Annotated in this window: 29 protein-coding genes; 13 read left to right on the plus strand and 16 right to left on the minus strand. The window is 64.9% G+C overall.

Annotation, left to right across the window (positions count from 1 at the left end):
* Positions 1-538 precede the first annotated feature (538 nt).
* The 7 genes from C479_RS16175 to C479_RS00030 all read left to right on the plus strand — a co-directional run bounded on the left by C479_RS16175 (position 539) and on the right by C479_RS00030 (position 6,063).
* Complete coding sequence (locus tag C479_RS16175; RefSeq protein ID WP_161607153.1) at positions 539-706, plus strand: hypothetical protein; 168 nt, start codon at positions 539-541, stop codon at positions 704-706.
* A gap of 100 nt (positions 707-806) precedes the next feature.
* Positions 807-2,351 (plus strand): hypothetical protein, encoded by a 1,545-nt coding sequence (locus C479_RS00005; RefSeq protein ID WP_007696118.1) that lies wholly within the window; start codon positions 807-809, stop codon positions 2,349-2,351.
* A 72-nt stretch (positions 2,352-2,423) separates the two neighbouring features.
* Positions 2,424-3,416, plus strand: coding sequence for a 2-phospho-L-lactate transferase (gene cofD / locus C479_RS00010; RefSeq protein ID WP_007696120.1), 993 nt, complete (start codon positions 2,424-2,426; stop codon positions 3,414-3,416).
* A 13-nt stretch (positions 3,417-3,429) separates the two neighbouring features.
* On the plus strand, positions 3,430-4,287 hold the full coding sequence (locus C479_RS00015) for a dihydropyrimidine dehydrogenase (protein ID WP_049906990.1): 858 nt from the start codon (positions 3,430-3,432) through the stop codon (positions 4,285-4,287).
* Between the two features lie 24 nt (positions 4,288-4,311).
* Complete coding sequence (locus tag C479_RS00020) at positions 4,312-5,163, plus strand: triphosphoribosyl-dephospho-CoA synthase (protein ID WP_007696124.1); 852 nt, start codon at positions 4,312-4,314, stop codon at positions 5,161-5,163.
* Positions 5,160-5,801: a DUF447 domain-containing protein gene (locus tag C479_RS00025; protein WP_007696125.1), complete on the plus strand. Its 642-nt coding sequence runs from the start codon at positions 5,160-5,162 to the stop codon at positions 5,799-5,801. The genes C479_RS00020 and C479_RS00025 overlap by 4 nt, the downstream gene beginning before the upstream one ends.
* Before the next feature lie 70 nt (positions 5,802-5,871).
* Entirely contained in the window at positions 5,872-6,063 is a 192-nt protein-coding gene (locus tag C479_RS00030) for a 30S ribosomal protein S17e (RefSeq protein ID WP_007696127.1), read from the plus strand.
* 188 nt (positions 6,064-6,251) lie between these two features.
* On the opposite strand, the gene C479_RS00035 is transcribed toward C479_RS00030, so the two are convergent.
* Positions 6,252-6,584, minus strand: coding sequence for a hypothetical protein (locus C479_RS00035; RefSeq protein WP_241430135.1), 333 nt, complete (start codon positions 6,582-6,584; stop codon positions 6,252-6,254).
* A gap of 183 nt (positions 6,585-6,767) precedes the next feature.
* Between C479_RS00035 and asd the strand changes: the two genes are divergently transcribed.
* From asd to C479_RS00050, 3 genes are all read left to right on the plus strand, one after another.
* Positions 6,768-7,805 (plus strand): aspartate-semialdehyde dehydrogenase, encoded by a 1,038-nt coding sequence (gene asd / locus C479_RS00040; RefSeq protein WP_007696131.1) that lies wholly within the window; start codon positions 6,768-6,770, stop codon positions 7,803-7,805.
* 159 nt (positions 7,806-7,964) lie between these two features.
* A complete protein-coding gene (locus C479_RS00045; protein ID WP_007696133.1) occupies positions 7,965-8,864 on the plus strand; it encodes a 3-hydroxyacyl-CoA dehydrogenase family protein in 900 nt (299 codons plus the stop codon).
* Positions 8,861-9,712, plus strand: a complete 852-nt coding sequence (locus C479_RS00050; RefSeq protein WP_007696135.1) for an enoyl-CoA hydratase/isomerase family protein — start codon at positions 8,861-8,863, stop codon at positions 9,710-9,712. The genes C479_RS00045 and C479_RS00050 overlap by 4 nt, the downstream gene beginning before the upstream one ends.
* 76 nt (positions 9,713-9,788) lie before the next feature.
* Here C479_RS00050 and C479_RS00055 read toward each other — a convergent pair whose 3' ends face one another.
* On the minus strand, positions 9,789-10,016 hold the full coding sequence (locus C479_RS00055) for a hypothetical protein (protein ID WP_007696137.1): 228 nt from the start codon (positions 10,014-10,016) through the stop codon (positions 9,789-9,791).
* Between the two features lie 277 nt (positions 10,017-10,293).
* A complete protein-coding gene (locus C479_RS00060; RefSeq protein WP_007696148.1) occupies positions 10,294-10,725 on the minus strand; it encodes a DUF3054 domain-containing protein in 432 nt (143 codons plus the stop codon).
* A gap of 103 nt (positions 10,726-10,828) precedes the next feature.
* Between C479_RS00060 and C479_RS00065 the strand changes: the two genes are divergently transcribed.
* Positions 10,829-11,515 (plus strand): J domain-containing protein, encoded by a 687-nt coding sequence (locus C479_RS00065; protein ID WP_007696150.1) that lies wholly within the window; start codon positions 10,829-10,831, stop codon positions 11,513-11,515.
* Positions 11,516-11,560: 45 nt separating this feature from the next.
* Here the strand turns inward: C479_RS00065 and C479_RS00070 are convergent, their stop codons facing one another.
* From C479_RS00070 to C479_RS00115, 10 genes are all read right to left on the minus strand, one after another.
* Entirely contained in the window at positions 11,561-12,175 is a 615-nt protein-coding gene (locus tag C479_RS00070) for a toll/interleukin-1 receptor domain-containing protein (protein ID WP_007696152.1), read from the minus strand.
* 201 nt (positions 12,176-12,376) lie between these two features.
* A complete protein-coding gene (gene tpiA / locus C479_RS00075; protein ID WP_007696154.1) occupies positions 12,377-13,021 on the minus strand; it encodes a triose-phosphate isomerase in 645 nt (214 codons plus the stop codon).
* 78 nt (positions 13,022-13,099) lie between these two features.
* Entirely contained in the window at positions 13,100-13,642 is a 543-nt protein-coding gene (locus tag C479_RS16695) for a multiprotein bridging factor aMBF1 (RefSeq protein WP_007696156.1), read from the minus strand.
* A 115-nt stretch (positions 13,643-13,757) separates the two neighbouring features.
* Positions 13,758-14,369 carry a CDP-alcohol phosphatidyltransferase family protein gene (locus C479_RS00085; RefSeq protein WP_007696158.1) on the minus strand — a complete coding sequence of 204 codons (612 nt, stop codon included), beginning with the start codon at positions 14,367-14,369 and terminating at the stop codon, positions 13,758-13,760.
* Positions 14,366-14,956 carry an adenylate kinase family protein gene (locus tag C479_RS00090; protein ID WP_007696160.1) on the minus strand — a complete coding sequence of 197 codons (591 nt, stop codon included), beginning with the start codon at positions 14,954-14,956 and terminating at the stop codon, positions 14,366-14,368. The genes C479_RS00085 and C479_RS00090 overlap by 4 nt, the downstream gene beginning before the upstream one ends.
* Positions 14,953-16,086: a histidinol-phosphate transaminase gene (gene hisC, locus C479_RS00095; RefSeq protein ID WP_007696165.1), complete on the minus strand. Its 1,134-nt coding sequence runs from the start codon at positions 16,084-16,086 to the stop codon at positions 14,953-14,955. The genes C479_RS00090 and hisC overlap by 4 nt, the downstream gene beginning before the upstream one ends.
* A 101-nt stretch (positions 16,087-16,187) precedes the next feature.
* On the minus strand, positions 16,188-17,723 hold the full coding sequence (locus C479_RS00100; RefSeq protein WP_007696166.1) for a replication factor C large subunit: 1,536 nt from the start codon (positions 17,721-17,723) through the stop codon (positions 16,188-16,190).
* A gap of 60 nt (positions 17,724-17,783) precedes the next feature.
* Positions 17,784-18,392 (minus strand): DsbA family protein, encoded by a 609-nt coding sequence (locus tag C479_RS00105; RefSeq protein WP_007696168.1) that lies wholly within the window; start codon positions 18,390-18,392, stop codon positions 17,784-17,786.
* A 60-nt stretch (positions 18,393-18,452) separates the two neighbouring features.
* Positions 18,453-18,947, minus strand: a complete 495-nt coding sequence (locus tag C479_RS00110) for a GNAT family N-acetyltransferase (protein WP_049906991.1) — start codon at positions 18,945-18,947, stop codon at positions 18,453-18,455.
* 126 nt (positions 18,948-19,073) lie between these two features.
* On the minus strand, positions 19,074-19,742 hold the full coding sequence (locus C479_RS00115) for a metal-dependent hydrolase (RefSeq protein ID WP_007696171.1): 669 nt from the start codon (positions 19,740-19,742) through the stop codon (positions 19,074-19,076).
* Positions 19,743-19,914: 172 nt separating this feature from the next.
* Between C479_RS00115 and C479_RS00120 the strand changes: the two genes are divergently transcribed.
* Positions 19,915-20,625 carry a helix-turn-helix domain-containing protein gene (locus C479_RS00120; protein WP_007696173.1) on the plus strand — a complete coding sequence of 237 codons (711 nt, stop codon included), beginning with the start codon at positions 19,915-19,917 and terminating at the stop codon, positions 20,623-20,625.
* Positions 20,626-20,727: 102 nt separating this feature from the next.
* Here the strand turns inward: C479_RS00120 and gcvH are convergent, their stop codons facing one another.
* Positions 20,728-21,111 (minus strand): glycine cleavage system protein GcvH, encoded by a 384-nt coding sequence (gene gcvH, locus C479_RS00125; RefSeq protein WP_007696176.1) that lies wholly within the window; start codon positions 21,109-21,111, stop codon positions 20,728-20,730.
* Positions 21,111-22,217, minus strand: coding sequence for a glycine cleavage system aminomethyltransferase GcvT (gene gcvT / locus C479_RS00130; protein ID WP_007696177.1), 1,107 nt, complete (start codon positions 22,215-22,217; stop codon positions 21,111-21,113). Before gcvT ends, gcvH begins: the two co-directional genes overlap by 1 nt.
* Before the next feature lie 128 nt (positions 22,218-22,345).
* Here gcvT and C479_RS00135 point away from each other — a divergent pair, with 128 nt between their 5' ends.
* A complete protein-coding gene (locus C479_RS00135) occupies positions 22,346-22,813 on the plus strand; it encodes an NYN domain-containing protein (RefSeq protein WP_007696179.1) in 468 nt (155 codons plus the stop codon).
* A gap of 192 nt (positions 22,814-23,005) precedes the next feature.
* Here the strand turns inward: C479_RS00135 and C479_RS00140 are convergent, their stop codons facing one another.
* A complete protein-coding gene (locus tag C479_RS00140) occupies positions 23,006-24,841 on the minus strand; it encodes a S8 family serine peptidase (protein WP_007696181.1) in 1,836 nt (611 codons plus the stop codon).
* Positions 24,842-25,114 lie beyond the last annotated feature (273 nt).

Here is a 25,114-nt window from a genome sequence, read left to right on the forward strand (position 1 = left end):
CCCACCTGCGTATCGGCAAGTACTGGCGTGGGAGACCCGCTGGGACCCCCGATTCGCCGCCTCCACTCATACTTCAAGCTTCACACAGCGCGTGCTGTGTGGGGCTTTTTTGCATTTCGGGCTCGCTCCTGGCGGATGGTGTGGTCGCTTTGGGGGGAGTGGCCACGCTGGCGCGTGCTCACTCGCGGAGGTACGCTCCCGATGGCCAACCCGTGGCGTGGGTCTGAGAGCGTTTTTCCGGCAATACATTCAGGAGGCCAAACCGATCGGATTTGATTGGGGAGACGAGCACGCGGACAGCGAGGAGAAGTGGCTGGCAGGGGATCGGCGACGCCTGCGTTCTACAACTGCGGCAGTGGCGACGATGTGAGCGCGGGAGGTGAAAACGTAACTCTCCAGAGATCGGAGACCTACTACCCGGATCTCGTCCTGTCGACGAGCTTCGTCCGGCCTGACGCGAGTGTCGCCCGGGGTTGAGGATTTCCGCTCGATGTGCCTGTCGAACTGTTTATTTGAACTGTGGGACTACCGTACTCGTATGTCTGTAGACGAGTCCGGCACTATCAGGAGGCTTCCGGCACGTGACCGACTGTTCCTCCCAGTGTTCGTCGTGACGTACGTCGCTGGCGGACTTGGCTTCGTTTCGTTTGAAACGGCAGTGTTGACGTTCCTCCTGTTCGTCGGATTGTACCTAGTGTTTTCGTAACGTGGTCCGTTCTCCCTTCCAGATCACAGTGAGTGGCGATGCTGTGCGGAGCGATACGGGAGGACCACCTTTTTAGCCCCTGCCCCGCGCATGGCCGTCCATGGTCGAGTCGGATCTACTCTCGCGGACGGCGGACGTACTCGCGGTCGATCCGGAGTCGTATCGGGCTGCGGTCGACGACGAAGCCGCGGAACTGAAGGCGGCACTGGCGGAGGGTGTCTTCGACAACCCCCAGGCCATCGTCGGCCTGGAGTACGAGTTCTACGCCGTCGATGCTGACGGCGCCGCCCTCGTTCGGGTGCCGCGGCGACTGCTCGACCTCATCGGATTCGAGAAGGAACTCGGGTTGCACAACGCGGAGATGACGACCAGTCCGCAACCGCTGTCGGCTCACGGCTTGCAGGCACAGGAGTCTGAGGTCAAGGCCAGACTCGAGACGGCGCTGTCGGTGACGAGTACGGAGGATATGCACCTGGTGAGCGATTCGATGTGGACGATCCCGCCGGAAGGTGAGACGGCCAGGGCGTACCTCACCGAGAGTGTCGAGCGGACCGTCGAGGTCGACGGTGCGGAACGGACGCTGCAGATCGCGGCCAACATGAGCGACTCGGCACGGTATCACGCGATGGCTAATACGGACCGTGCGTCGGCTGCGGGGATGCGGATCGAAGCACCGCACGTCTCGCTCGACGCGGATACCGTGATGCCGGAGAGTTTGATCACCTCGATCCAGCCCCACTATCAGGTCCCGCACGCACCCGACCTGCCGGCGTACTTCAACTACGCGCTGCGGATCGCCGGTCCGCTGGTCGCCCTTGGCGCCAACTCGCCGTTCTTTCCGCCGGATTGCTACGACGACGCCACGACCGTCGAAGACGCCCTCGCGGACGGCTGGATGGAACATCGGATCAGCGTCTTCGAGACGGTGCTGAACGCGAGTCGAGAGGCCCCGGGAAAGGTTCGATTCCCGGCAGATCTGGTCTCGACTGACGAAGCCGTCGATCGAATCGCTAACGACGACACCGTCGTCCCGATGCCCGTCGAGAAGCTCGGCCGATACGACGATCGATTTGCCCACCTCCGCCAGACCCACGGCACGTACTGGCGCTGGGTTCGGCCCGTCTTCGACGGCGCCTCTCGATCGGCAGCCAACGCCCGCATCGAGTTCCGTCCGATCCCGGCCCAGCCGACGGTCCGCGATTCGATCGCGTTCCAGGCCACGTTCGCCGGATTGATGGAGAGTCTCCCGCGGCTCGAACACCCGGTCGCGGACCTCGAGTGGGAATACGCCCGTGAGAACTTCTACGACGCGATGCGGGACGGCTTAGACGCTGACCTGTTCTGGATCACCAACGACGGACAGGAGACGACCGACGTCGACCGAATATACGCCGATATCCTCGCGTACGCGACCGACGGGCTGACGAGCCGGGGCCTTTCGAGCGCCGAGGCCGCCGCGTACGTCGACCCCCTTCGGAAACGCGTCAAGCAACGAACGACGCCGGCGGGCTGGAAACGTGACTGCGTTCGCGAGCACGCCGACGTCGGCGCCGATCTCGCCGAGGCGATCACCGAAATGCAGCGAGCGTACGTCGATGCCCAGCGCGAGACGATTCTCGACGGCTCGTTCGCGGAGTGGTTATAACTTTCCGTGAGGACGGCAGGGACCGCTTCGGGGGCCGCAACACCTTAGCCATCCCTCTCGAAACGTCCGTTCATGGTTACGTTCCTCTCCGGTGGGACCGGGACACCGAAGCTCCTCGACGGGGCGACGGCGGCGTTCACGCCGGCGGAGACGACGGTCGTCGCCAACACGGGCGACGACGTCGAACTCGGTGGTCTCTTCGTCTCTCCCGACATCGATACCCTTCTCTTTCAGGGTGGCGGCGTGCTGGATCGCGACACGTGGTGGGGTATCGACGGCGATACGCACCGTACGCACGACGCGCTCACCGATCTCGCCGCGTCGATGGGTCGGTCGTCGACCCCGACGTACCTTCCCGACGACGAACAGACGGCCGGTCGCGACCTCGCCAACTGGCGGCGCTTCTCCGGCGTGGGCGAGTTTATGACGATCGGGGACCGCGACAGGGCGGTCCACATCACGCGAACGAGTTTGCTCGACGAGGGCAAGTCGCTCTCGGGGGCGACCGCCGCGATCGCCGACGCGTTCGGCATCACCATCGACATTTTGCCGATGAGCGACGACCCGGTTGCGACGCTCGTGCACACCCCGGACGGTCTCATGCACTTCCAGGAGTTCTGGGTGGCAGAGAACGGTGAGCCGACGATCGAGAACGTCGAGTTCAGAGGATCGGCCAACGCCTCGCCGGCGCCGGGCGTGATCGATGCACTCGACGACGTCGTCGTCGTTGGCCCGTCGAACCCGGTCACCAGTATCGGGCCGATGCTCTCGGTTGCCGGGATTGGGGATGCGCTCGCCTCGACGACCGTCGTCGCGGTCTCTCCGTTCCTCGGCGACGACGCCTTCTCCGGCCCAGCCGCGAAACTGATGGACGCCGTCGGCGCACCACCGGGAACGGCTGGCCTCCCATCGGTCTACCCCTTCGCCGATGCGTTCGTCGTCGACGAAGCCGAGTCACGCTCGTTCGATCGGCCGACGATCGAGACGGACATTCGGATCGATTCGCCCGCGGACGCCCGTCGCGTCGTCGACGCGGTCTCCCGGGCGATCGACCGTGTCGAGTGACGATCGACCACTGATGGCACTGAGTTCCGATGCACCCTTCGAGCCACGACTCGCCCTGGCAAGCCTGAGCGGTGAGTCAGATGCCGCCTGGGCCCGTGAGGGAGCCGAGGAGGCCGGCGTCGCGTTCATGGGCGGGATCGCCCTCGACGAGGCCGCACGAGCGGCCGCTCGCGACCTCGTCGCTCGTGGCCGATCCGAGTTCCTTCCGCCCGACCCGATCCAGTTCGTCGACGAGCAACTCGGGGCGCTGTCGTCGGTGCCGATTCGACCGGGAATCAACGTCAGGTCCACCGCTCTCGAACCGATCCGGGCCGTTGCCCACGTGTGCCGACGCCACGATGCTCTGCTCGAACTCAACGCCCACTGCCGTCAGGATGAACTTCGAACCGTTGGGTGTGGCGAGACGCTCCTCGCGGATTCCGACCGGCTCGGCGAGTACGTCGCGACCGCGGCCGACACTGGTGCGACGGTCGGGGTGAAAGTCCGGGCCGAGGTACCGGGCGTCGACCTGCCGTCAGTCGCCCGCACCATCGAGGCTGCGGGGGGCTCGTTCGTGCACGTGGATGCGATGGATTCGGAATCGGTCGTGGCCGACGTCGTCGACGCCACCGAGTTGTTCGTCGTCGCGAACAACGGCGTCCGCGACGAGGCGACCGTTGCGGAATACGCGTCCATGGGGGCCGATGCAGTGAGCATCGGTCGACCAAGTACCGACCCACGCGTTCGCGAACGCGTTCGTGATGCCGTCGATCGATTGCTTCCAACCGATGAGAGGACCGAGGGCGGCGAGGTGGTTCGATTCACCTCGAATCGGCCTGGACCGGACGGCGACGAATCTCCCACCTCGATCGAGTCAGTGGACAAAAGCTAAGGACGCTCCTCGCTCACATTTGGTATGAACGGGCCGGCGGATCGCGCCCAGCTCGCGTTGTTGCTCGAGGTTGCCGGGACACCGAAACCCGGGAACGTCGACCGTGACCGTGACCTTCCGGACCTCCTGTTCGAGCACTTTCTCGCCGGTGCGATCGGTGCCAGACCGGGCCTCGAACTGGCCGAAGCTGGCGACCCGATCGGGACAGCCTTCGAACGAGCCGTCGAAGGGATGGCGACCCAGCGGGGCGGAAACACGCAGTTCGGTGCCTTACTCTTGCTCATCCCACTCGTGCGCGCAGCTGCCGAGGGGATGACACGACCGCAGTGTGAATCCGTCGTCGACGAGACGTCCGTCTCGGATGCGGCGTCGTTCTACCGTGCGTTCGACCACGTCGACGTCGCGGTCGGCGACCCGCCACCTGATGCACCCGCGCTCGACGTGCGCCGCGGTGCGGACGCGATTCCCGCCGTTCGCGAACGCGGGCTCGATCTCCAGTCGGTACTCGAACTCGGCGTTCCAGGCGACGACGTCGCGCGCGAGTGGGTGACGGGGTTCGAACGGTCGTTCGCGGCGGCCGATCGATTCGCCGATCGGGACGGTCCGATCGCCGACCGAGCCGGGGGCGTCTATCTGTCGTTGCTCGCCGAACGACCGGACACGCTAGTCGCGACGCGCCACGGCGAGTCCGTCGCGGCGGATGTCCACGAGCGAGCGGCGACGCTGGCCGATCGGAACGCGTTCGAACGTGATCGAACCGCGGTCGCCGACTTCGCGGACGACCTCGTCGCGGCTGGGATCAATCCGGGAACGACGGCAGATCTCACCGCGGCCGGGCTGTTCATCGCCCTGGAACGAGAATCGATCACTGTATGACGGGGACTGACGAGCCGGACGCGCCAGGTTGGTCTGCTGGGGCGCCCACCGATGACACCCCCGGCGACTGGCCGGTCGAACTCGCCGGCGTCACGGAGTCCCTCGTGACGACGCTGGGGCCGAACGACCGGTGGAACGTCGCTCCACTGGGGCTCTTCGCGGACGAGCCGGTGACGGCCACTACGTGGGGTCGGACGCGAACCCGGCGGAACGTCGAGCGGACCGGCGAGGGGTACGTCCAGTTCGTCACCGACCCGGTCACGTTCGTCGACGCGGCGCTCTCGATCGTCGAGGTGGACGATCCGATCCTGGAGCGGGCACTCGCGTGGGCGCGCGTTGAATTCGAACGGAGCGCGTCCGGTACCGAGGACGGGACCGAGTGGGTCCGCTGGAAACTCACGCCCGTCGAATCTGTGGTCGTCTCCAGCGGCGTCCCGACACTGTCGCGCGGGCTCGGGGCCGTCGTCGAGGCCAGCGTCGCCGCCTCTCGCCTCGATGTCCCGGGATACGACGACGGTGTATGTCGACGGACGATTACCCACGCGAAGGAGGTGGTCGAACGAGCGGGCAGTCCCCGCGAACGGGAGGCGTTCGACCGGCTGGTGTCGCACGTCGATGCTGACCTCGAACTCGAGTGAGTGAGATCGTCGGCCCCTTCGACGATCGGAAAACGGTGTTTATTAAGGGCCGGGGATCGGAGGCATACGCATGGCCATCAAACCCGCCTACGTGAAGAAGACCGCGACGCTCCTGCTGGAGCGCTACCCGCAGGCCTTCACGGACGATTTCGAGCAGAACAAAGAGAGCGTCGAGAAGCTGACGAACGTCGACTCGAAGGGCGTCCGGAACCGGATCGCCGGCTACGTCACGCGCAAGCAGAGCGTTCCGGCGTCGGCCTGACGTCGCTTTTTGACGTACGTCTTGTTGAACCTCGACCAAGTGAGTTGACGCAACGTCCTGGATCGGTCGACCCACGAGCCGTCGTTCGGAAGCAATATGGCTCGCTTTCCGACTCGTGCTATCGCTCTATCAGTTCGGTCAAAAGCCGCCTGTGAACGCGTTCAAGAACGAGTCCGTCGAGCAGGGCGTCAGTGTGAGGGTTCGGGGCTCAGCGAGAAGTCCGCGTATTTGCCGAGAATGATGGCGAAGAGGCCACCGATCACGCAGATGAACGCGGTGAGGATCGGTCGAAGCCGGTCGGTTTCACTCGGACCAGGGATGAGTTGATTCCAAATCTCTGCGTAAACGCCCAGAATCGTATACGCCCCGTAGAGAACGAGGCCAATCCCAACGACTAGGGCGAGATAATTGATGACCTTCCGTTCTACCAGCGTTTCGTAGATCGCGATGAGTTTGTCGAGCATGGGTGTTCGATTGCTCGCCGATGGCCCGGTCACCGTCCGGTTCGCCACCAGCTGCATGGTTGGTCGGACTAATTCGCTCCGGTCGCTTAATATCTTCTATCTGTGCGGGCCGCGGCCGGTGTCACCGTCGGTACGAGCCAGGAGTGAGGAGCATCTACGCGGCAACGCGACGGTTTCGACGCGGCCCAGATTTTGCACACATCCAAACGGCTTTCTTCGCCGGCGGCCGATGAGGACCTAATGAGCGTACGTGTCGGAATTCTCGGGGCAACCGGGGCGGTCGGCCAACGCCTCGTCGAGTTACTCGCACCGCACCCGCAGTTCGAGGTCGCCGCCCTGACGGCGAGCGAATCGAGCGTTGGACGCCCGTATCGTGAGGCGGCCACGTGGCGATTGGACGTTCCCATTCCGGATGGGGTCGCTGATCAGACCGTCGTCGAGACGGACCCGTCGGCGCTTCCCGGGGACGTGTCGTTGCTGTTCTCTGCGCTCCCGTCGGACGTCGGTGCCCAGGTCGAGCCGGCCTTTTGCGAGGCGGGCTACGTCGTCTCGTCGAACGCCTCGAACGAGCGCATGGCGACCGACGTCCCGCTCGTTATCCCCGAACTCAACGCCGATCACCTCGAACTACTCGAGGTTCAGCGCGCGGAACGCGGCTGGGACGGCGCGCTCGTCAAGAACCCCAACTGCTCGACGATCACGTTCGTTCCGACGCTGGCGCCGCTGACCGATTACGGCCTCGAACGCGTCCACGTCGCGACGTTGCAGGCCGTTTCGGGGGCCGGGTACGGCGGCGTCACGTCGATGGAGATACTCGACAACGCGGTTCCACACATCGGTGGTGAGGCCGAGAAACTCGAGACCGAGTCGCGCAAGCTGCTGGGATCGATCGACGGCGACCGGGTCAGCCACCACGACGTGACCGTCTCGGCGTCGGTCAATCGAATCCCGACGTTCGACGGCCACTTGGAGAACGTCTGGGTCGAGACGACTGACTCCATTTCGCCTGACGTCGCTGCCGACGCGATGGCCACGTATCCTGGGATCGACCTGCCCACCGCGCCCAATCCGTTCATCGAGGTCCTGGCAGATCCTGATCGACCCCAGCCGCGACTGGACCGTCGTCGCGGTGACGGTATGGCCATCTCCGTCGGCGGACTCGAATCGACGACCACCGACGGCATCCAGTACAACTGCCTCGCACACAACACGATTCGCGGTGCTGCCGGGGCGAGCGTTCTCAACGGCGAACTGCTCGTCGAGCGCGGCTACGTCTGACAGCCCGGTACGTCGTTGGTTGCGTCGTCAAGTGCGTCGGGTGGCGTCGTTCGGTAGGTAGTCAGGGGCACCGTGTGGTGAGCGACGTCGGTACCAGCGTCCTTCCGAGCCTGTCCGCGTTCCGAACGGCTTAATCGCTCCGGCGTGACAGTCACTCGTATGCACGTAGCCGTACTCGGTGCCGGAACGATGGGTCAGGGGATCGCGCAGGTCGCCGCCCAGGCCGGCCACGACGTCGTCGTCAGAGACATCGAGTCCGAATACGTCGCCGACGGCATCGACGAGATCGAATCGACGCTCGCAGCCGGCGTCGAACGCGAGAAGGTGACGCCCGACGCAAAATCGGCGACGCTCGATCGACTGTCCGGAACGACCGACCTCGAAACGGCGGTCGCGGACGCCAACGTCGTCGTCGAGGCCGTGCCCGAAGACGTCGAGCTCAAACAGGAGACGTTCACGTCCATCGAGGACGTAACGGGTTCGGAGACGCTCATCGCGTCGAACACGTCGGCCCTGTCGCTGACCGAAATCGCGAGCGTCCTGGAGCGGCCCGAGCGGGCGATCGGCCTCCACTTTTTCAATCCGGTGCATCTCATGGCGCTCGTCGAGATCGTCGTCCCCGAACAAGCGACCGACGAGACGGTCGAAGCGGCCCGCGAGTTCGTCGAGGGAATCGAGAAGACACCGATCACGGTTCGCGATTCACCCGGCTTCGCGTCCTCGCGACTCGGGGTCGCCCTCGGCGTCGAGGCGATCCGCATGCTCGAGACGGGCGTGGCGTCCCCGCGTGACGTCGACCAGGCGATGACACTCGGATACAACCACCCGATGGGCCCGATCGAACTCACCGACATTGTCGGGCTCGACGTGCGCCTGGACATCCTCGAACACCTCCGCGAGGAACTCGGAGAGCGCTTCAAGCCGCCGCAATTGCTCAAGCAGAAGGTGCGCGCCGGGAAGCTCGGTCGCAAGACGGGTGAAGGCTTCTACGTCTGGGAGGATGGCGAGATCGTGGGTGTGAGTGGCGAGACGACGAATTCCGTGGGGGCTGGCCAATGAGTGACGACGAAGCGAGAGGCGACGAGCAACCGACTGCTGAGGCTGATCTTTCGGATCGATCGTTCGAGACGATCGACGTCGAGATCGGCGAACGCACCGACCACGTCGCGACCGTGACGATCGACCGACCCGACGCCAGAAACGCCCTGAACGGGACCGTTCGAGAGGAACTGAAGACGGCGCTGCCGGCACTCGAATCGGACGAACAGGTCCGTGTCGTCGTGCTCACGGGATCGGACGAGGCGAAGGCGTTCGTCGCCGGCGCGGACGTCGGCGAGTTGCGCGAGCGCGACCTCGTCGCACAGCGCGAGAAGAGCAAACGCCCGCGGGTGTACGAGGTCGTCGACGACCTCGAGTTACCGGTGATCGCCCGCGTGAACGGCCACGCGCTGGGTGGCGGGCTCGAACTGGCGACCGCCTGTGACGTTCGAATCGCCGACGAACGGGCAAAGCTCGGTCAGCCCGAGATTACGCTAGGGTTGATCCCCGGCGGTGGCGGAACCCAGCGGCTCCCCCGACTCGTCGGGCCCGGTCAGGCGAAGCGGCTGATCCTCTCAGGCGACGTGATCGGCGCCGACGAGGCGCGCGACATCGGTCTCGTCGAAGAGGTGTGTTCACCCGATACGCTCGACGAGACCGTCTACGACCTCGCCGAGTCGATGGCCGCGAACAGTCCACTCGCCCTCGAGTACGCCAAATCGGCACTCCAAGCCAGCGCCCGAATGCCGCTCGACCGGGGCATCGACTACGAGTCGGAACTGTTCGTCCAACTGTTCGCGACGGCCGACAAGAACGAGGGAATCGACGCTTTCTTCGAGGATCGAGAGCCGGAGTGGGACGGACGCTGACGATACCGACACGTGCCGCATCGTCACGGAGGTGACGGGCGAGTTTTCAGCGAAACGGCGTGAGCGCGCCAGTCGATCAGTCGGCGTTGACGGCAGGGGAGTTACTCGCGGCTTCGACCGCAGTGTACTCGACGTCGTCCTCCGGGCCGTTGACGAACAGTGCGTGACCGATCAGCGCCGTCGCGACGAGCGCTCCGCCCGGGATCGCCGTGACCGTCGGGAGGCCGGCGACGATCAGGACCGCTGCGATACCCAGCAGCGAGAGGGGGATAAGGGCCAGAATGATGTCGTAGTACCGGGCCATAGCTATTCAGTACTACGTGAAATGGCTATATAAAGATTCGCCATATTCTAATCGTACTTGACTCGATCATCACAGTCTGGTTTCGAATGTGTTTTCGATAAGTTATGAATCAGGTGTGGGTAACGTCGACTCGAAGCGGGCATCGCCGACTCGAATGTGGATCGGCTGGGCCGAGTGCGAGTCGGCCATAGTACGCACCTCCGCGCCCACGTCAGTAACTGTGGTGGGCTGTCCGATGGATGTGTGAATCAGTGGGGCTGGACGAACGCTCGATGGGCTAGAGGCGATTCTCGTTCGTCCGGATGACGTACTCGTAGCCCAGTCGGGTCGTGAGAATAGCGATGGCGCCAAGCCCGACCATGACGACCATGAACGACCACGGCACGTTGCCAGGGGTAACGGGCAGGCCGCGGATCAGGAACGCCACGTTCGTGGCGGCCAGCCAGCAGACCAGGACAGCCCGGGCGTGCGTCGGGAGAGTGAGTCGCCGTCTGTTCCGATACAGGCCGAGCAGGGCCGCACTGACGAGCCAGCCGAGGACGAACGGTGCGATGGTCTCGACGGTGCGGATCGGCCAATCGAACGGCGTGTAGCCGTGTCTCAACTGGCCGGCCATCGTGAGGACGACGATGGCGAGACTGTCCAGCGCGAGCGGCCACTGATCGACGCGTCGAACCGGCGGCCAGCGATTGTCGGTAGCCACGTTCATAGCGGAGATGCTCGCTCGAACGGTATCGATGTCTCGATTTCCGTGAACCGGCCGGGTGTGGGAGAGCAGAACTAATATATCACGAACACATATTCCCCCGTAGATGGGTGTCGCCGACAACAGACGGAAAGGCTGTGACGGCTGCGACCGGTCCGTCGTGCTCGGACGGCTGACGACCGTCTCGATGCCCGATGGCACACAGGTTGCCTGTTGTCCGACCTGTACGCCACACGCCCGCGCAGCCGCAGCACGGGCGGAACTCGATACGGCGAGCGCGGCCTGCGAAGGCTGTCGGTCGACCGTCGGGACGGCCGACGTCGAGGACGTCGTCCTGACGGACGGCACCGTCATGTCGCTGTGTTCGGCGTGTCGGGCGCGCCGACCCAACAGGGGAGACGACGGGACCGGTTCGTCAACCACCACTTCCGACGCTCGGTCGGCTCCCGACGCCGATGTGGCCGCCTCGACCGAAATCGCTCCCAGTAAGCGACTGTGCGGTCACTGTCGTGAGTGGATCCGTGCGGAACCGTACCGCGTCACGCTCGTCGACGATCGGGTCGAATCCCTCTGTCCGACCTGCAAAGAGACTGCGGTCGACGAAGGGATCGTCGTCGACGTGGCGATGCGGCGTGTCGATGCTAGGGAGATCTTGGACGTGGACGAAGACGCCTCGGCCGAGGAGATCCGCGTGGCGTTTCAGGAACAGGTCAAGCACGCACACCCGGATCGACCGACGGGGACCCGCGAGGCGTTCCGGCTCGTCAGGGACGCCTACGAACGGCTGAAGTGAGTTTTGTCGGTTCACGCCCGCGCGTGGTCGGTGTGTTGATCCCCGTCACTTGATCGTCGCTTCTTCCCGTCTGACGAAGCCGATGGTCGCCGGGTCGAAATAATAACTCGTCTTACAGACGTCACAGCTCGTTTCGAGCAACTGGCCATGTTTGTGGAGTTTCCAGAGTTTCGTCTGACCCTCTTCGAGTTCGAGCGTTACCGGGTGGCCACAGTCGGCGAGCGTGCAGGGAAACCTGATGTACCAGTTCGGGACCGAGAGTGCGCCGAGAGGTGCGAGTTCGGCCCGGAGTCGGCTGAGAAGATTGAAGACGGTCTCGGTCAAGTTATCCCGATCGAGCGTGACGCCCTCGACGCCGTCGAGGAACCCACCGCCTAGCGACGGGTCGGTGTACAGCGCCACCACCGGGATCCCTTTCGCGATGGCGTAGCCGACTTCCTGGTTGATCCATTTGCTGTCCGCGGACGATTCCGTCAGGACCGCGACGACGACGTCGCTGTTCGCCAGCCGGCCTTCCAGTCGCTCACGGCTCCGGCCGGACTCGACGGCTTCTAGCGCGAGATGCACCCCGAACGGGAAATTCTTCACCGTCGAGAACAGCTCCTGAACGACAGACAGATCGGCCGGATCGTGCGAGACGAACACCTGTTCTCCGGACATTATCGGTTGGTCTACCACGGCGGTACACCGTTATTAATGTATCTACATCCCGCTGCCAGATACGGAAATGTGGCCCGGATCCGCCACAGATTTAGAAATAAAAGATTAGGGCCGGGCGGTCCGTCGTCTTTTGTTGGTTCTGTCTATCGATACCTGTGCCTCCCCGTCGATCGATCTGTGATTCCGTGGGTTGACGGCGGCCTAGAGCGGATCGACGAGCGACTCGAGTGCGCCGGCAGGATCGTCGGCCTTCGCGACGCCGCTCGCGAGTAAGACGCCGTCGGCGCCCAACTCCCGGGCGGCAAGGACGTCGTCGCCGGTCGAGATGCCGGCGCCACAGAGGACCGACACCGCGGAGTCGACCGCGCCGACGGCGTCGACGGCGTCTTCGACGATGTTCGGGTCCGCCTGACTGACCGGCGTGTCGCCGCCGATCAGTGCCGGGGGTTCGATCGCGACTGCATCGGGGCCGAGCGCGGCTGCGGCCCCGGCCTGGGCGGGCGTGTTCGCACAGACGATCGTTTCGAGGCCGGCTCGCTCGCTCGCCGCGAGGCTTTCGTCCAGTTGGTCGAGCCGTTGGCGACGCTCCGAGTGGTTGAGCAGCGTTCCTGCGGCTCCGGCGTCGGCGACCGACTCGGCGAGGATCGAGCCGGTGTTGCTGCCCGGATCGATCGGGTCGACGTGCTGGGCCCAGGTCTCGATGCCCGTCTCGGCGACTGCGGCCAGTGCGGTCGGCCCCGGTGCGACGGCGAGTCTGGCATCGGTCGACGGTTCGACGGCCGTTGCCGCCTTGGCGACGGCGACGGGGTCACACGGATACGTCTTGGTGTTGATGAGGACGAACATACCCGAACGGCTTCCGGGCGGCAGGAAAAACCTTGCGAGTCCGGGGTCAGCATGGCCAGCCGGCGGTGGCTGACGATCTCAGTCCTTTCGTTTCACGACGTCTCCGAGGGTGTAACTTCCCGAGGACGAGCCGCCACTCCACTCGGTATCGTCGCTCCCTCCGGTGCTCGCGGAGAGCGACAGGTCGAAGAATCGTTCGAGTTCCGACTGGACCTCGTCACTCGGCAACGTCTCGCCGCGTTCGAGTTTGCGGATGAGGCTCGCCTTCTCGTTGAGTTCGTTCGCCAGATCAGACTGGCTCAGCCCGGCTTCCTCGCGGGCCTGGCGAATGGTGTCGTCGTAATCCGGCGCGATTTCGTCCATCTCGTCGAACATATCCGACGATCGGCCGCCACCGCCGCCGCTGCTCCCACCACTGCTCGACCGACTCGTCGACCCACTCCCACTGCTCGACCCCGAACTGTCGGTGGAGTACTTCGTCGACGTGCTCGAGGTGGAGCCTGGCGTTTTGACCTCCGTCCCGAAGTCGGTACAGTTCGAGCAGACGTCCAGCTTCGCGCCCTCGACTTTGATCGTCTTCGGGGCCTGCGTCTCGGCGCCACACATCTCACACTGAACCATGGCAGTGGGTATGAGACGCCGAGTCATAAAGGATGCGCCCCGGTGGCCGTCTGACGAATCGATGCGTCCCCCTGGGTCGATTCAGTGTCTCTCGGGTGAACGACAGTCGCCTGGATTACTTGAGCGCGAGCCAGGCGTAGTAGAACCGCTGGATCGCCGTCAGGTGACCGACGACGGCGAGGAACGCGAGCAGCCACCAGACCAGTCCGTGGCCGCCGTACGCACCCGACAGGGGCACGACCAGGAAGCCGACCAGTCCGATCAGTGCGAGCCGATCGGCACGGCCGACGAGGCCCCCGTAGACGCGGTCCAGCCCGACTGCCTGCGCTTGCGTACCGAGATAGGAGGTGAGAAGAACGCCGGTGACGGCGGCGATTCCCAGCGGGTAGGCCTCGATCCCGGCGGCGAGTCCGACGATGATGACGACGTCGGCGTAGCGATCGAGCACGTGGTCGAGCATGTCGCCCGCGCGCGACGCTACCGATTGTTTTCTGGCGAGTGCGCCGTCGACGACGTCGAGCCAGCCGTTCGCCAGCACGAGCAGCGAGGCGACGGCGTACCACCACTGGGCCGATGCCCCGCCGAGGTAGAAGGCACCGGCGGCGCCGAGGGCCGTGACGAAGGCGACCACGCTTACGCCGTTGGGCGTCATTCCGAGTCGATCGAACCCGTTCACGAACGGTCTGAGGACCCCCGAGATGTAGGGGCGGAATTGATCGAGCGTCATTGCAGATACCCCACGAAGTCGACGGTCCCGGCACTCGGTTCGCGTTCGCCCGTCAGGACATCGACGATGCGGTCGGCCACGTCGTCGGGAGTGCGTTCCGTCGTGTCGATCTCGTAGACGGATTCCATGCCGTGGGATTCGACCGCCTCGGCGAGGATCACGTCGAGCGCCTCGCTCTCCGCGTTTTCGTGTGCTTTCTCGGCAACTTCGCCTCTCTCGCGCAGCCGACGGGCCAACTCGTTCGGTTCACACCGGAGGACGACGACGCGGTCGGCCGGCAGGTGATGTGCGAGGTGGGAGTCGACCACGACCGGCGCGCGGTCGTCGACGACCGATTCGAGGGCGTCCATATCGGCGATGACGCTGTCCCGATCCTCGTCGACGTCCGTGTACAGCGACTCGGACTCGATGAGGTCGTTCAGGTGACAGATATCGTCCTCGGTGAGTTCGTCGACCGTTGCCTCCCCATCGACTATCGCTGCGGCTGTCGACGTGCCGGCTTCCACGATGGCGTCGAACCGGTCGGCGAGGGCGGTCGTCGCCGTCGTCTTGCCCGTCCCCGGCGTGCCGGTCACGGCGACTCTCACGAGTGACTCACCTCCTCGCCAGCCGTGGATCGCCCGTCGCGCGCCGCGAGGACCTCGTCGATGGCGTCGGCGGCGCGCTTCGTCTCCGACTCCGTGCCACAACTCACCCGGATGCACCCCGGAAGGCCGAAACTCGTACAGTCGCGGACGATGACGCCGCGGTCCTGAAGCGCCGCCGCGACGGCCGCGCCGTCTCCGACGTCGAAGAGGACGAAGTTCCCCCCGCTCGGCCACGCGGGTGCGTCGACGGTGGACGCCAGATAATCGCGAGCCCAGCGTGCGGAGTCGACCGTTTGCTCGACGTGGTCGGTATCGTCGACCGCGGCCAGCCCGGCCCGACAAGCGAGTTCGCTCGCCGCGAACGGCGTGTTCACGCGTGCGTAGGCGTCCGCCCACGCCCCGGGAACGACGGCGTAGCCGAGGCGAACGCCGGCCAGGCCGTAGGCCTTCGAGAAGGTCCTGATCACGGCGACGTCGTCCCGCGCGTCGAACCCGTCTCGCCCTTCGATCAGGGCGACGCCGCTCTCGGTCTCGGCGAACTCGCCGTAGGCCTCGTCGACGACGACGAGCGTCTCGTCGGCTGTCTCGCGGGCGATCCGTTCGACGGTCTCGAGCGAGGCCGTCGACCCGGATGGGTTGTGTGGTGAGGTGAGATAGAGGAGTCGCTCGCATTCGGCGGCCGCCAGGAGCGAATCGGGGTCTTGCTCGAAGTCGTCGTCCTTCGAGAGTTCGTAGGTCCTGACGCGGCCGTGGTGAAAACGTGCGCTCATTGCGTAGTAGGCAAACCCCGGTTCGGGAACGAGGACGGTGTCGTCCGGTTCGAGCATCGCCCGGGAGAGGTAGTCGATCGCACCGTCGCCGCCGTTTCCGAGCCAGACCTGGTCGGGTTCGACATCCCACTTCTCGGCCAGCCGATCGGTCAGATCGGCGTGGGAAGCCTTGGGATAGGCGTGTGCCGATGACGCGGCCGCCCGTATCGCCTCGACGGCGGCGGGGGCGGGCCCGTGCGGGTTCTCGTTCGAGGAGAGCGTGACGAACTCGTCGGGGTCGCGCCCCTGTTCGCGGGCGACCTCCTCGACGCCCCGACCCGCCTCGTAGGTCGCGTGGGTCGAGAGATCTCGTGGCTGCATATGCGCTACTCCTCACCGGCGACTCTTAAGAAGTCCGCAACGCCCGGATCGGGCTATCCAGCTCCAGCAGAGGGGGAAGGCCGTGACGACGAATCAGTGCGCTACACGAAGTCGCCGAGGCCGGATTGCCCGTCGCTTCCGTCTCCGCCGTCGCCTGCATCGCTATCAGCTGCGTCGTCACTCGCCTTGCCCGCGGTGTCCGCGTCCGAATTCGACCTGTCTTCGTCGTCTCCGGACTGCCCATCGCCAGCGAGCGTCTGCTGGTTCGCCGGTTCGCTGTCGGCCGTCGACTCGTTCGTCTCGTCGTGGTCGCCGTCCGACCGAACGGCATCGAGGAAGGCATCACCGGAGTGTTCGACCGCTGCTCCCTCGCGGCGTGCTTCGGCGTCTTCGACGATCGATTCGACCTTGTTCGTGTCCTTGCCGCTGCCGGTGACGAACGAGACCTCACTCTCGTCTAGCTCGTAGGCGGCCGCCATCTCGACGGTGAGGTCTCGATTGTGGCAGTGGTGGGTCATCGACGCCAGATACGGGAGGATGTCGTTGCGGGCGGTCGCGATGCTCGCTCCCTCGCGGTCGGCGATGCGGCTGGCGATCGCGTCGCGCGTGTTCCGGCTCCCCCGACTCCGCCCGAGTTTGGACCAGTAACTCGGCGGGCCGTAGCGAGTCCAGCCGCCCTTCGACTCCCGGCGAGAGGCGGCGACGCCGGCGGTCATGTTGTCGGTGGCGTAGCGCCAGTAGCTGTACTCCTGGGTCGCGCGAACCCGCCCGAGCCAGCGGTCGGCGTTCGACAGATAGCCGTACGCGTCGGCGAGTTCGGCGCCGGCGTAGTCCTTCGGCATGTTGTCCTCGATCCAGTTGATCAGATCGTCCGGCGTTTCGTCGACGTCGTAAGAGGCTTTCAGCGCTCCCTCGGCGTCTTTCTCTTTGATGAGTTCGTCGAGGTAGTCGAAGATGCCTTCCGTGGTGTCTCGCGACCCGGTGACGACGTCGTCCTCGGTGAGCCGTTCTGTCGATTCGGCGATCGCCTGCAGGTCGTTGACCGCCGATCGCAGATCACCGCTCGTGTTTTCAGCGATCGCGCGCAAGGCGTCCGCCTCGAACTCGATGTCCTCCTTGCGGCAGATATCTCGGAGGACGGGAACGATCGAGCGCGTGGAGACGTCGCGGAATTCGATTGTCTTGCAAGCGTTGCGCAACGAGTTGCTCATGTCGTAGAACTCGTTGGCGACGAGGACGATGGGCTGGCTGGCCGACTTGACGACGTCCGTGACCGCCCGCGAGCCGCCGTAGTCGGCGTTGCCGTGGAAGTTGTCGGCTTCGTCCAGGATGACGAGCCGGCGGCCGCTCGTGCCGCCCGTCAGCGTGCCCGACTTCGAGGCCTCGCCCGCAACGCGGTCGATGATGTCTTTCCCGCGGTGGTCGCTCGCGTTCAGTTCCATCACGGGCCAGTTCATGTCGGCGGCCAGCGCGTGCGCAGCCGAGGTCTTCCCGACACCGGGGCTCCCGTGGACGATCACTGCCTTCCGGTGGTCGTCCCAGCTCTCGGCCCACTCGCGGAGCGCGTCGCGAGCCTTGTCGTTTCCCCGTACCGCCGACAACGTATCCGGGCGGTACTTCTCGGTCCAGTCGGTCATTGGCGGCGATTAGGCTGCGTCAAGTTTAGTGATTCCGGAGTGGGTCCTCGGCTCGCTTCCTCACAGGTTCCGTTCGATCGCGGTCGCGATGGCATTGTAGGTCGGCGAATCGACGGCCTCTCCTTCGACGAAAATGGCCGGCGTCCCCCGAATGCCCATGTCCGTTCCCTCTTCCTTGGCCGCCTCGACCACTGGCTTGTATCGATCGTCGGAGACGTCCGAGAGGAGCGAGTCGCCGTCGACGCCGAGGGCTTCGGCGGCCGACGAGAGCACGTCTTTGCTGTACGCTCCCTGGTTCTCGAACATGCGATCCTTGAACGTCCAGAAGGCGTCGGAGTCGTCTGCGTCGTCCTGGACGACGCGGGCCGCCTCGGAGACATCCCACGACCATCGGGTGAGAGGGATCGGAAAGTCGTAGAAGACGTACTGGATGTCGCCCGGAGTCACGTAGTTCTCGACCAGTTGCGGGTAGACGTTTTGGTCGAACGTCTTGCAGTGCGGGCAACTGAAGTCTTCCCAGACTTTGACGGTGACCGGTGCGTCGTCCGGGCCCAGCGTGGGGTTGGGGAGGCCATCGTCGCTATCGCTTCCCAGCAGGTCACCCAGGCAGCCGGAGACGGAGAGGGTCGATGCGCTGGCGATACCGGCGAGGGCGTGACGTCTATTCATACCGACATCTATGTGGCTGCCACCAAAAACGTCCCTCTTCTCGATTCCGTCGGTCGCCGTTCAGAGCGGCCGAGCGACCATCTCGCCCCAGTGGTCGAAGTCGTGGCGGTCGTAGAAGCCGGCTGCGCGCTCGTTGTCCCCGTCGACGTCGAGGACGAGTCGGTCGATGGGGAGGTCCTGTTTCCGAGCCACGTCGACGGCGGCGTCCATCAGTGCGTCCGAGACGCCTTCGCCGCGGTGGTCGGGAGCGACGTAGATCTCGTTGAGTACCGCGGCATCCCAGATCAACGCGAGCGACTCCGGGAGGACGAAGACGTAGCCCGCGGGGTCGCCACCGACGGTCGCTACCGTCACCGCGCGTGGCTCGTCGGCGAGACACCGTTCGACCCACGCCAGATATCGTTCCCGGTACTCGGTCGTGAGTTTCTCCTCGTAGGCTGTCTGCTTGTCCGAGCCCCCGGTTTCGCTCCCGAGTTCGCGCTCGAACGCTCGTTTGTGTTCCCACAGCGCCTCTCGGTCGCGTTCCGGGTCGTACGGTCGAACCTCGACTGTCATCGACGGGTGTTGCTCGCCGGGTCCCTTCGTCGTACCGGTGTCGGCGAAGGTGTCGGTCGACACGGATGCAATCCCGGGAGAGCGGTGAGAAAACGCGAGATCCTCGAATGCCTGTCGCTATCGCCGTCAGTGGTCGAGGCGAGTCGATCGACGTCCCTCCCAGAGACGGACGGAGACCGCGAGGTAACCAGCGAGGGCGACGACGAACCGTTCGCCGTTGTACGCGATCGGGAAGATCCGTTCCGGATCCGGCTCGGTGTCGGGCCCCGGATCGAAGCCGGTCTCGTAGTGGGTGGTCTCGGTCGTCCCCGCGGTCGTCGACTCCGAGACGGTCCGCGAGCCGTCGTCCGCCGTGGTGAACTCGACGAACGTCTGGACGAGCCCGTCGTGATTCGAGAGGTAGAGTTTCCCCGAAAGGTCGTAGAACTGGTCGTGAAGCGGCCAGAAGAGGTTGACTCCGTTGAAGAAGGCGTCGAGCATGATGTGAGCGACGAGCAGACAGGCGAGTGTCACCCAGAGCACCCGCGGTGCGTCCGCTCCAAATCGCGTACGGACGATCGACTCCTCGCGTCGTCGGACGTCCCAGTACAGCAGCGCAGCCGGAACGGCGACGACGAAGAGATTGTGCAGTGCCGCCCGGTGTGTCCCCGTCCAGCCCATGCCGATCACCGTATCCAGGTCGAGCGCCGCAGTTGCGGCGAGCACCACCATAATCGCCTTCGCGTCGAAGCGATCGCCGAGCAGCGCGACGCCCAGCAGTCCGGCCAGGCCAACGTGGACGACGGTCGAGGGCATGTCGACCTCTACGCGTCGGATCGCTTGTACGTTTTCCCCCACGGGAGCCGTGATTGCTGTTCACCGAGTCGACCCTGATTCGACGGCTCGCCTCCGAAGGCACGGTTCCGACGACTCCGCTCCGGCGACACGGCTCCGATACGTTCTTGCGCGACGGCCCGAATAGCTGGCTATGGGCGATGACGGGGTCAAGACGGCGCTCGCGGAGAAGATCGCCGGCGAAATTACTCTCTCCAGTGATCCCGGCGCGACGATTCGCAAGTGGCGAACGGATTTCGGCATCTCTCAGACGGCGCTGGCCGACGAACTCGACGTCTCCGCTTCGGTGGTCTCCGATTACGAGAGCGGTCGGCGGGGGAACCCCGGTATCGGCGTCGTGAGCCGGCTCGTCGGGGGCTTGCTCGCCATCGACGAGCGGCGTGGCGGCGAGCGGATTAGACAGTACGGTCGCGTCCTCTCGGCGGGATTCGAGAGCGACGTCGTCTACGATCTCCGCGAGTACGCGACGACACGACCGCTCGGGACGCTGTACGACGCGCTCGACGCGACCGAAGTCGTCGCGGGCACGTCTGACCGCATCAGCGGTCACACCGTCATCGACAGTATCAGTGCGATCACTCGGCTCTCGAGCGAGGAGTTCATCCGCCTCTATGGCCAGTCGACGAATCGCGCGCTCGTGTTCACCGGCGTCACCCGCGGCGAATCGCCACTCGTCGCGCTCCGCGTCGTCACCCCGACCCCCAACGCCGTTATCCTCCACGGTATCGACGAATCGGCCCTGTGGGACCACGCGGCCGACCTGGCCCGTATCGACGGCTATTCGCTGGCTGTCACGGACGAGCCACTCGAATCGATGCTCGAGACGCTCGCGACGATCGACTGACGATGGTTCCGTCGGCTGAGACGGACTGCTCGTCTCTGTGAGGAAAGCTGTTCGGCTCTGTGAGAAGAGTTACTCGGTTCTGTCGGGTCGACGCGCGTCGACTCAGGCGATCTGGTCTTCGTACGCGTCGGCGTCGAGCAACGAATCGAGTTCAGCGTCGGCTTCGAGATCGAGTTCGAGCATCCAGCCGTCGCCGTAGGGATCGTCGTTGACGAGTTCGGGCGCGTCGAACAGCTCCTCGTTGACGGCCGTGACTTCGCCACCGACCGGGGCGTAGAGGTCGGAGACGGCCTTGATAGACTCGACGACGCCGAAGTTGTCGTCCTGTTCGATCGTCTCGCCGACGTCTGGCAATTCGACGAAGACGACGTCGCCGAGTTCGTCCTGTGCGAAATCGGAGATGCCGATCGTGACCACGCCGTCGCTTTCGGCCGCCCACTCGTGCGATTCTCGGTAGCGCCGGTCCGCTGGGATCTCGAAGCTCATTATTCCGTATCGATGAATGGGATGGGTGCAACCTTTGCCTTTTTCGTTCGGTCACGAACACGAACACCGATCTCGGTCCCCGGCTCGGCGTACTCGACGGGGACGTACGCGAGGCCGATGGCCTCCGAGAGCGTCGGGCTCATCGTCCCGCTGGTGACCGTGCCGACGACTTCGTCGTCGACGACCACGTCGTGGCCGTGGCGTGCGATCCCGCGCCCCTCAACGACGAAGCCGACGAGTTCCTCGTCGGCACCCGTCTCGTGCTGTTTGGCGAGGGCGTCACGCCCGACGAAGTCGGTGTCGAGCGAGACGGTGAACCCGATCCCGGCCTCGTAGGGCGTCCGGGGGTTCTCGTCCTGGTCGAAATCCTGTCCGGACAGCAGGAGGCCCGCTTCCAGACGTAGGGTGTCTCTGGACCCCAGGCCGCAGGGTCGGCAGTCGTCCGCGAACGCCGTCCAGATCTCTTCCGAGTCGTCGGCGGGGAACACGAGTTCGAAGCCGTCTTCCCCGGTGTAGCCGGTCCGGGCGGTCCAGCACTCGACACCGTCGAAGGGGACGTACGTCGCTTCGAACCGACCGATGTCGTCGATCGCGTCGGCGTCGTCGGATCGCTCGGCCACGAGCTCGGGTGCACGCGGGCCCTGCACGGCGACCATGCCGTAGGCCGTGGTCTCGTTCGCCACGTCGGCGTCCAGATCCCACTCGTCCCGGTGGCGCTGGAACCGTTCGGTCATCGCGTCGTCCGTTCCCGCGTTCGGGACGAACAGGTAGGCCGCGTTGCCGTCGCGATCGGGGAGCCGATAGATGACCGTGTCGTCGATGATCGAGCCGTCCTCGGCCAGGATCGTGCTGTACTGGGAGTCACCGGGTTTGAGCCGGCTGACGTCGTTGGACGTCAGTCGATTCAGGAGCGAACGGCCGTCGGGGCCGGTCACTTCGAGCTGGCCCATGTGTGAGACGTCGAAGATGCCGGCGTCCTCGCGGACGGCTTCGTGTTCCGTGCGGATCGAATCGAACTCGACGGGCATCTCCCAGCCACCGAACTCGGTGAAACTGGCTCCCCGTTCGTCGTGGACGTCCCGCAACGGCGGCGCGTTGAGCGACATATCCGGACGATTGCGACGTGCGTAGTAATGTCTTTTCGTCGGACGAACGTCCACAGGAATTGCCGGTTCCGGACCGTCAGTCGGTTCCGTGACGGCACGTTTTTCGTTCGGGAGTCGAAGGGGAGGGCATGTTCGAGTCGTTGCTGGAGCGCGTACGGTCCCCGTCGACCGGTGTGGGCCTCGTCGTCGACGGACCGAACGTCTTTCGCGAGGAGTTCGATGTCGATCTGGACGAGCTCAGGGATCTCGGCCGTTCGGAGGGTACGCTCGTCGTCTCACGACTGTACGTGAACGAGCACGCGACGCCGGGGCTCATCCAGGCTGCGGAGGCGCGCGGGTTCGAGGTCGTCGTGACCAGTGGCGACGTCGACGTGAGACTCGCCGTCGACGCGACAGCACTCGTCACCAGTGAACGGATCGGGACGCTCGTCGTCGTCTCACGAGACACGGATTTCAAACCCGTCCTCGAACGGGCCAGAGTCGACGGCATCGAGACCCTCGCGGTCGCCCCTGGGACGTACGGTCGCTCCGACGCGCTTCAAAACGCGGCTGATCGGGCGATTACACTGGACACGTCCGACGAGACGGACGGGTAGGAACGAGTCGGAGACAGCGGTCTCGACGGCTGACGGCAGAAGTACTGGGGTATACGCTCAGCGAGCCCCGAGGTCTGTCGGTGCGTTGCAGTGGCTCTGTTTGGTATTGCGATGAGAGGAGTAAGGGGGTCCGCTATCGGTGCAACGGTTCGCTCGTGGTTCGTCGACGGGAGACCGGATTTCAGATCGTGATTACTTGCCAAGTTCGTCGACGGTCATCGTGTAGGACCCACTGCCCGAGTAGGCGTCGACGAGCAGGCCGAGTTCCTCACCGCCGGAGAGATCGACGGTGATCTCTTCCTGGCTGTCCGGTGAGGTCGACGCCTCGTCGTAGTCCGAGGTCGTCGGCGTGCGACCGTCGAGCGTGAGGAAGAGGTCGAAGTCGGCCGACGAGGGGCCGGACAGCGTGACCGTCGCCTGGCACGGGTTCGCCGTGTCGAGCGTGTAGGTGTAGCTGTCACTGCCGTTGCCCCACCAGCCGCCGCTGAGCGAACCCGAGACCGAATCGGAGCTCGTCTCGGCGCCACACTGGCCGCCACCGCCGTCGCCGCCGACGGCGACCGTCTGCGTGGATGTGTCCGTGTTGCCGTTACCGGCGGTCACGGTCAGCTCGACTGAGTAGTCGCCCTCGGACGCGAAGCGATGGTCAGCGGTCACACCGGAAGCCGTCGAGCCGTCGCCGAAGTCCCACTCGTAGCCGCTGATGCTCCCGCCATCGGGTGCCGACGAGCCGCTGGCGTCGAACGTGACGGTCTCGTCGGCCTCGGGGTCGGACGGGCTGAAGCCGAAGCTCGCGGTCGGGCTGTCTGGTTGGCCGCCGCCTTCGACGATGTTGGCCGCGTCGACGCGACCGTTGCCCTGCTCATCCGAGGAGAGGCCGATGTCGACGGCCGTCTCTTCGAGGAGCTGGCGGAGTTCGCTCGGGGAGTGGTCCGGATGAGTCGCTTTCCCCAGTGCGGCGACACCCGCCGCGACGGGCGATGCCATCGACGTCCCGTCGAAACTCGCGTAGCCGTCGGTCGGCACGGGCGCGAGCACGCCGACGCCGGGCGAGGCGACGTCGATGTTCGGTCCGACGTTCGAGAAGCTCGCGATGTTCTCGTTTTCGTCGATCGCGGAGACGGCAACGCAGTTCTCGTAGGCTGCCGGGTACGAGACCGGCGAACCGGAGTCGTTACCGGCCGCCGCGATCGGGAGCGTGCCGTTTTCGAACGCGTAGTTGATCGCGCTGCGCCCCGTCTCGTTGGCGCCGCCGCCACCGAGCGAGAGGTTGATGATGTCCGCCCCTTCGTCGGCCGCCCACTGGATCCCGTCGGCGATGTCCGACAGCGATCCGCTTCCGCCGCCGAGGACGCGGGCGTTGATGAGGGTACTGTCGCTGATGCCGGCCGTTCCGGTGCCGTTGTCGATCGTCGCCGCCGCACACCCGGAGACGTGCGTCCCGTGCTGTTCGCCCGACGGCGGGTACGGGTCACTATCGTCGTCCGCGAAGTCGTAGCCGGGGTCGTCCCGGTACTGGGCCGCGAGGTCTTCGTGGTCGTACTGGGCGCCCGTGTCGACGACCGCGATGGTGACATCCGACGAACCCGTCGTCGTGTCCCAGGCCTGCGGGGCGTTGACCAGCTGTGGCGCGTACTGGTCGCCAAACTGCGGGTCGTTTGGCTCGTAGAACGCCTCCAGCGTCACGTTCCGTTCTGCGTACTCGACACCCGGCTGGCGCTCGAGTCGGTCGATGACCGAGTCCATCGCACTCGGGCCGTCGTCGGCGACTTTTACGGCCATGTAGCCGAGCGTCTCGTTCTCGTGAACGACCGATGCGTCGCTCGGAATTGCAGATTCGACCGTCGAGCGTGCGCTCGCGAGACCGACGGTATCGGTCTTGCCCACCAGGATCTCGTCTTCCTTCGGGCCGGGTTCGCGACCGGGCGTCGCCGAAACGACGCTACCGAGTCCGAGGAACGCGCCGGTTGCCGCAGTCGACTTGAGAACTGTACGTCTACTCGTCTGTCCGGAATGCTCGTGTGTCATTCCAACCCACCCTTTCGTAGCTCACCATAAAACCGTTCGTAAACTATGTGTATTTTATTGAGAAATAAATAATAGTAACGTGACGTACAACACACTGAACCATTTCGGCGGAAAATACGGCGTATTTGCACTGCCTGGCGGGAGCTATTGTCCAGACCGAAAGCGAAGTTCATGTATCGGAGATAACCAACGGAACTCGAGTTTACTATCGGTGGATGATATAGTGAACAGAACACTATCTCGAGTCAGCGTCCGACTCCGGCTGGTTGTCGG

Origin of the sequence: Halovivax asiaticus JCM 14624 (assembly GCF_000337515.1) — an archaeon.
GTDB classification, from domain to species: domain Archaea; phylum Halobacteriota; class Halobacteria; order Halobacteriales; family Natrialbaceae; genus Halovivax; species Halovivax asiaticus.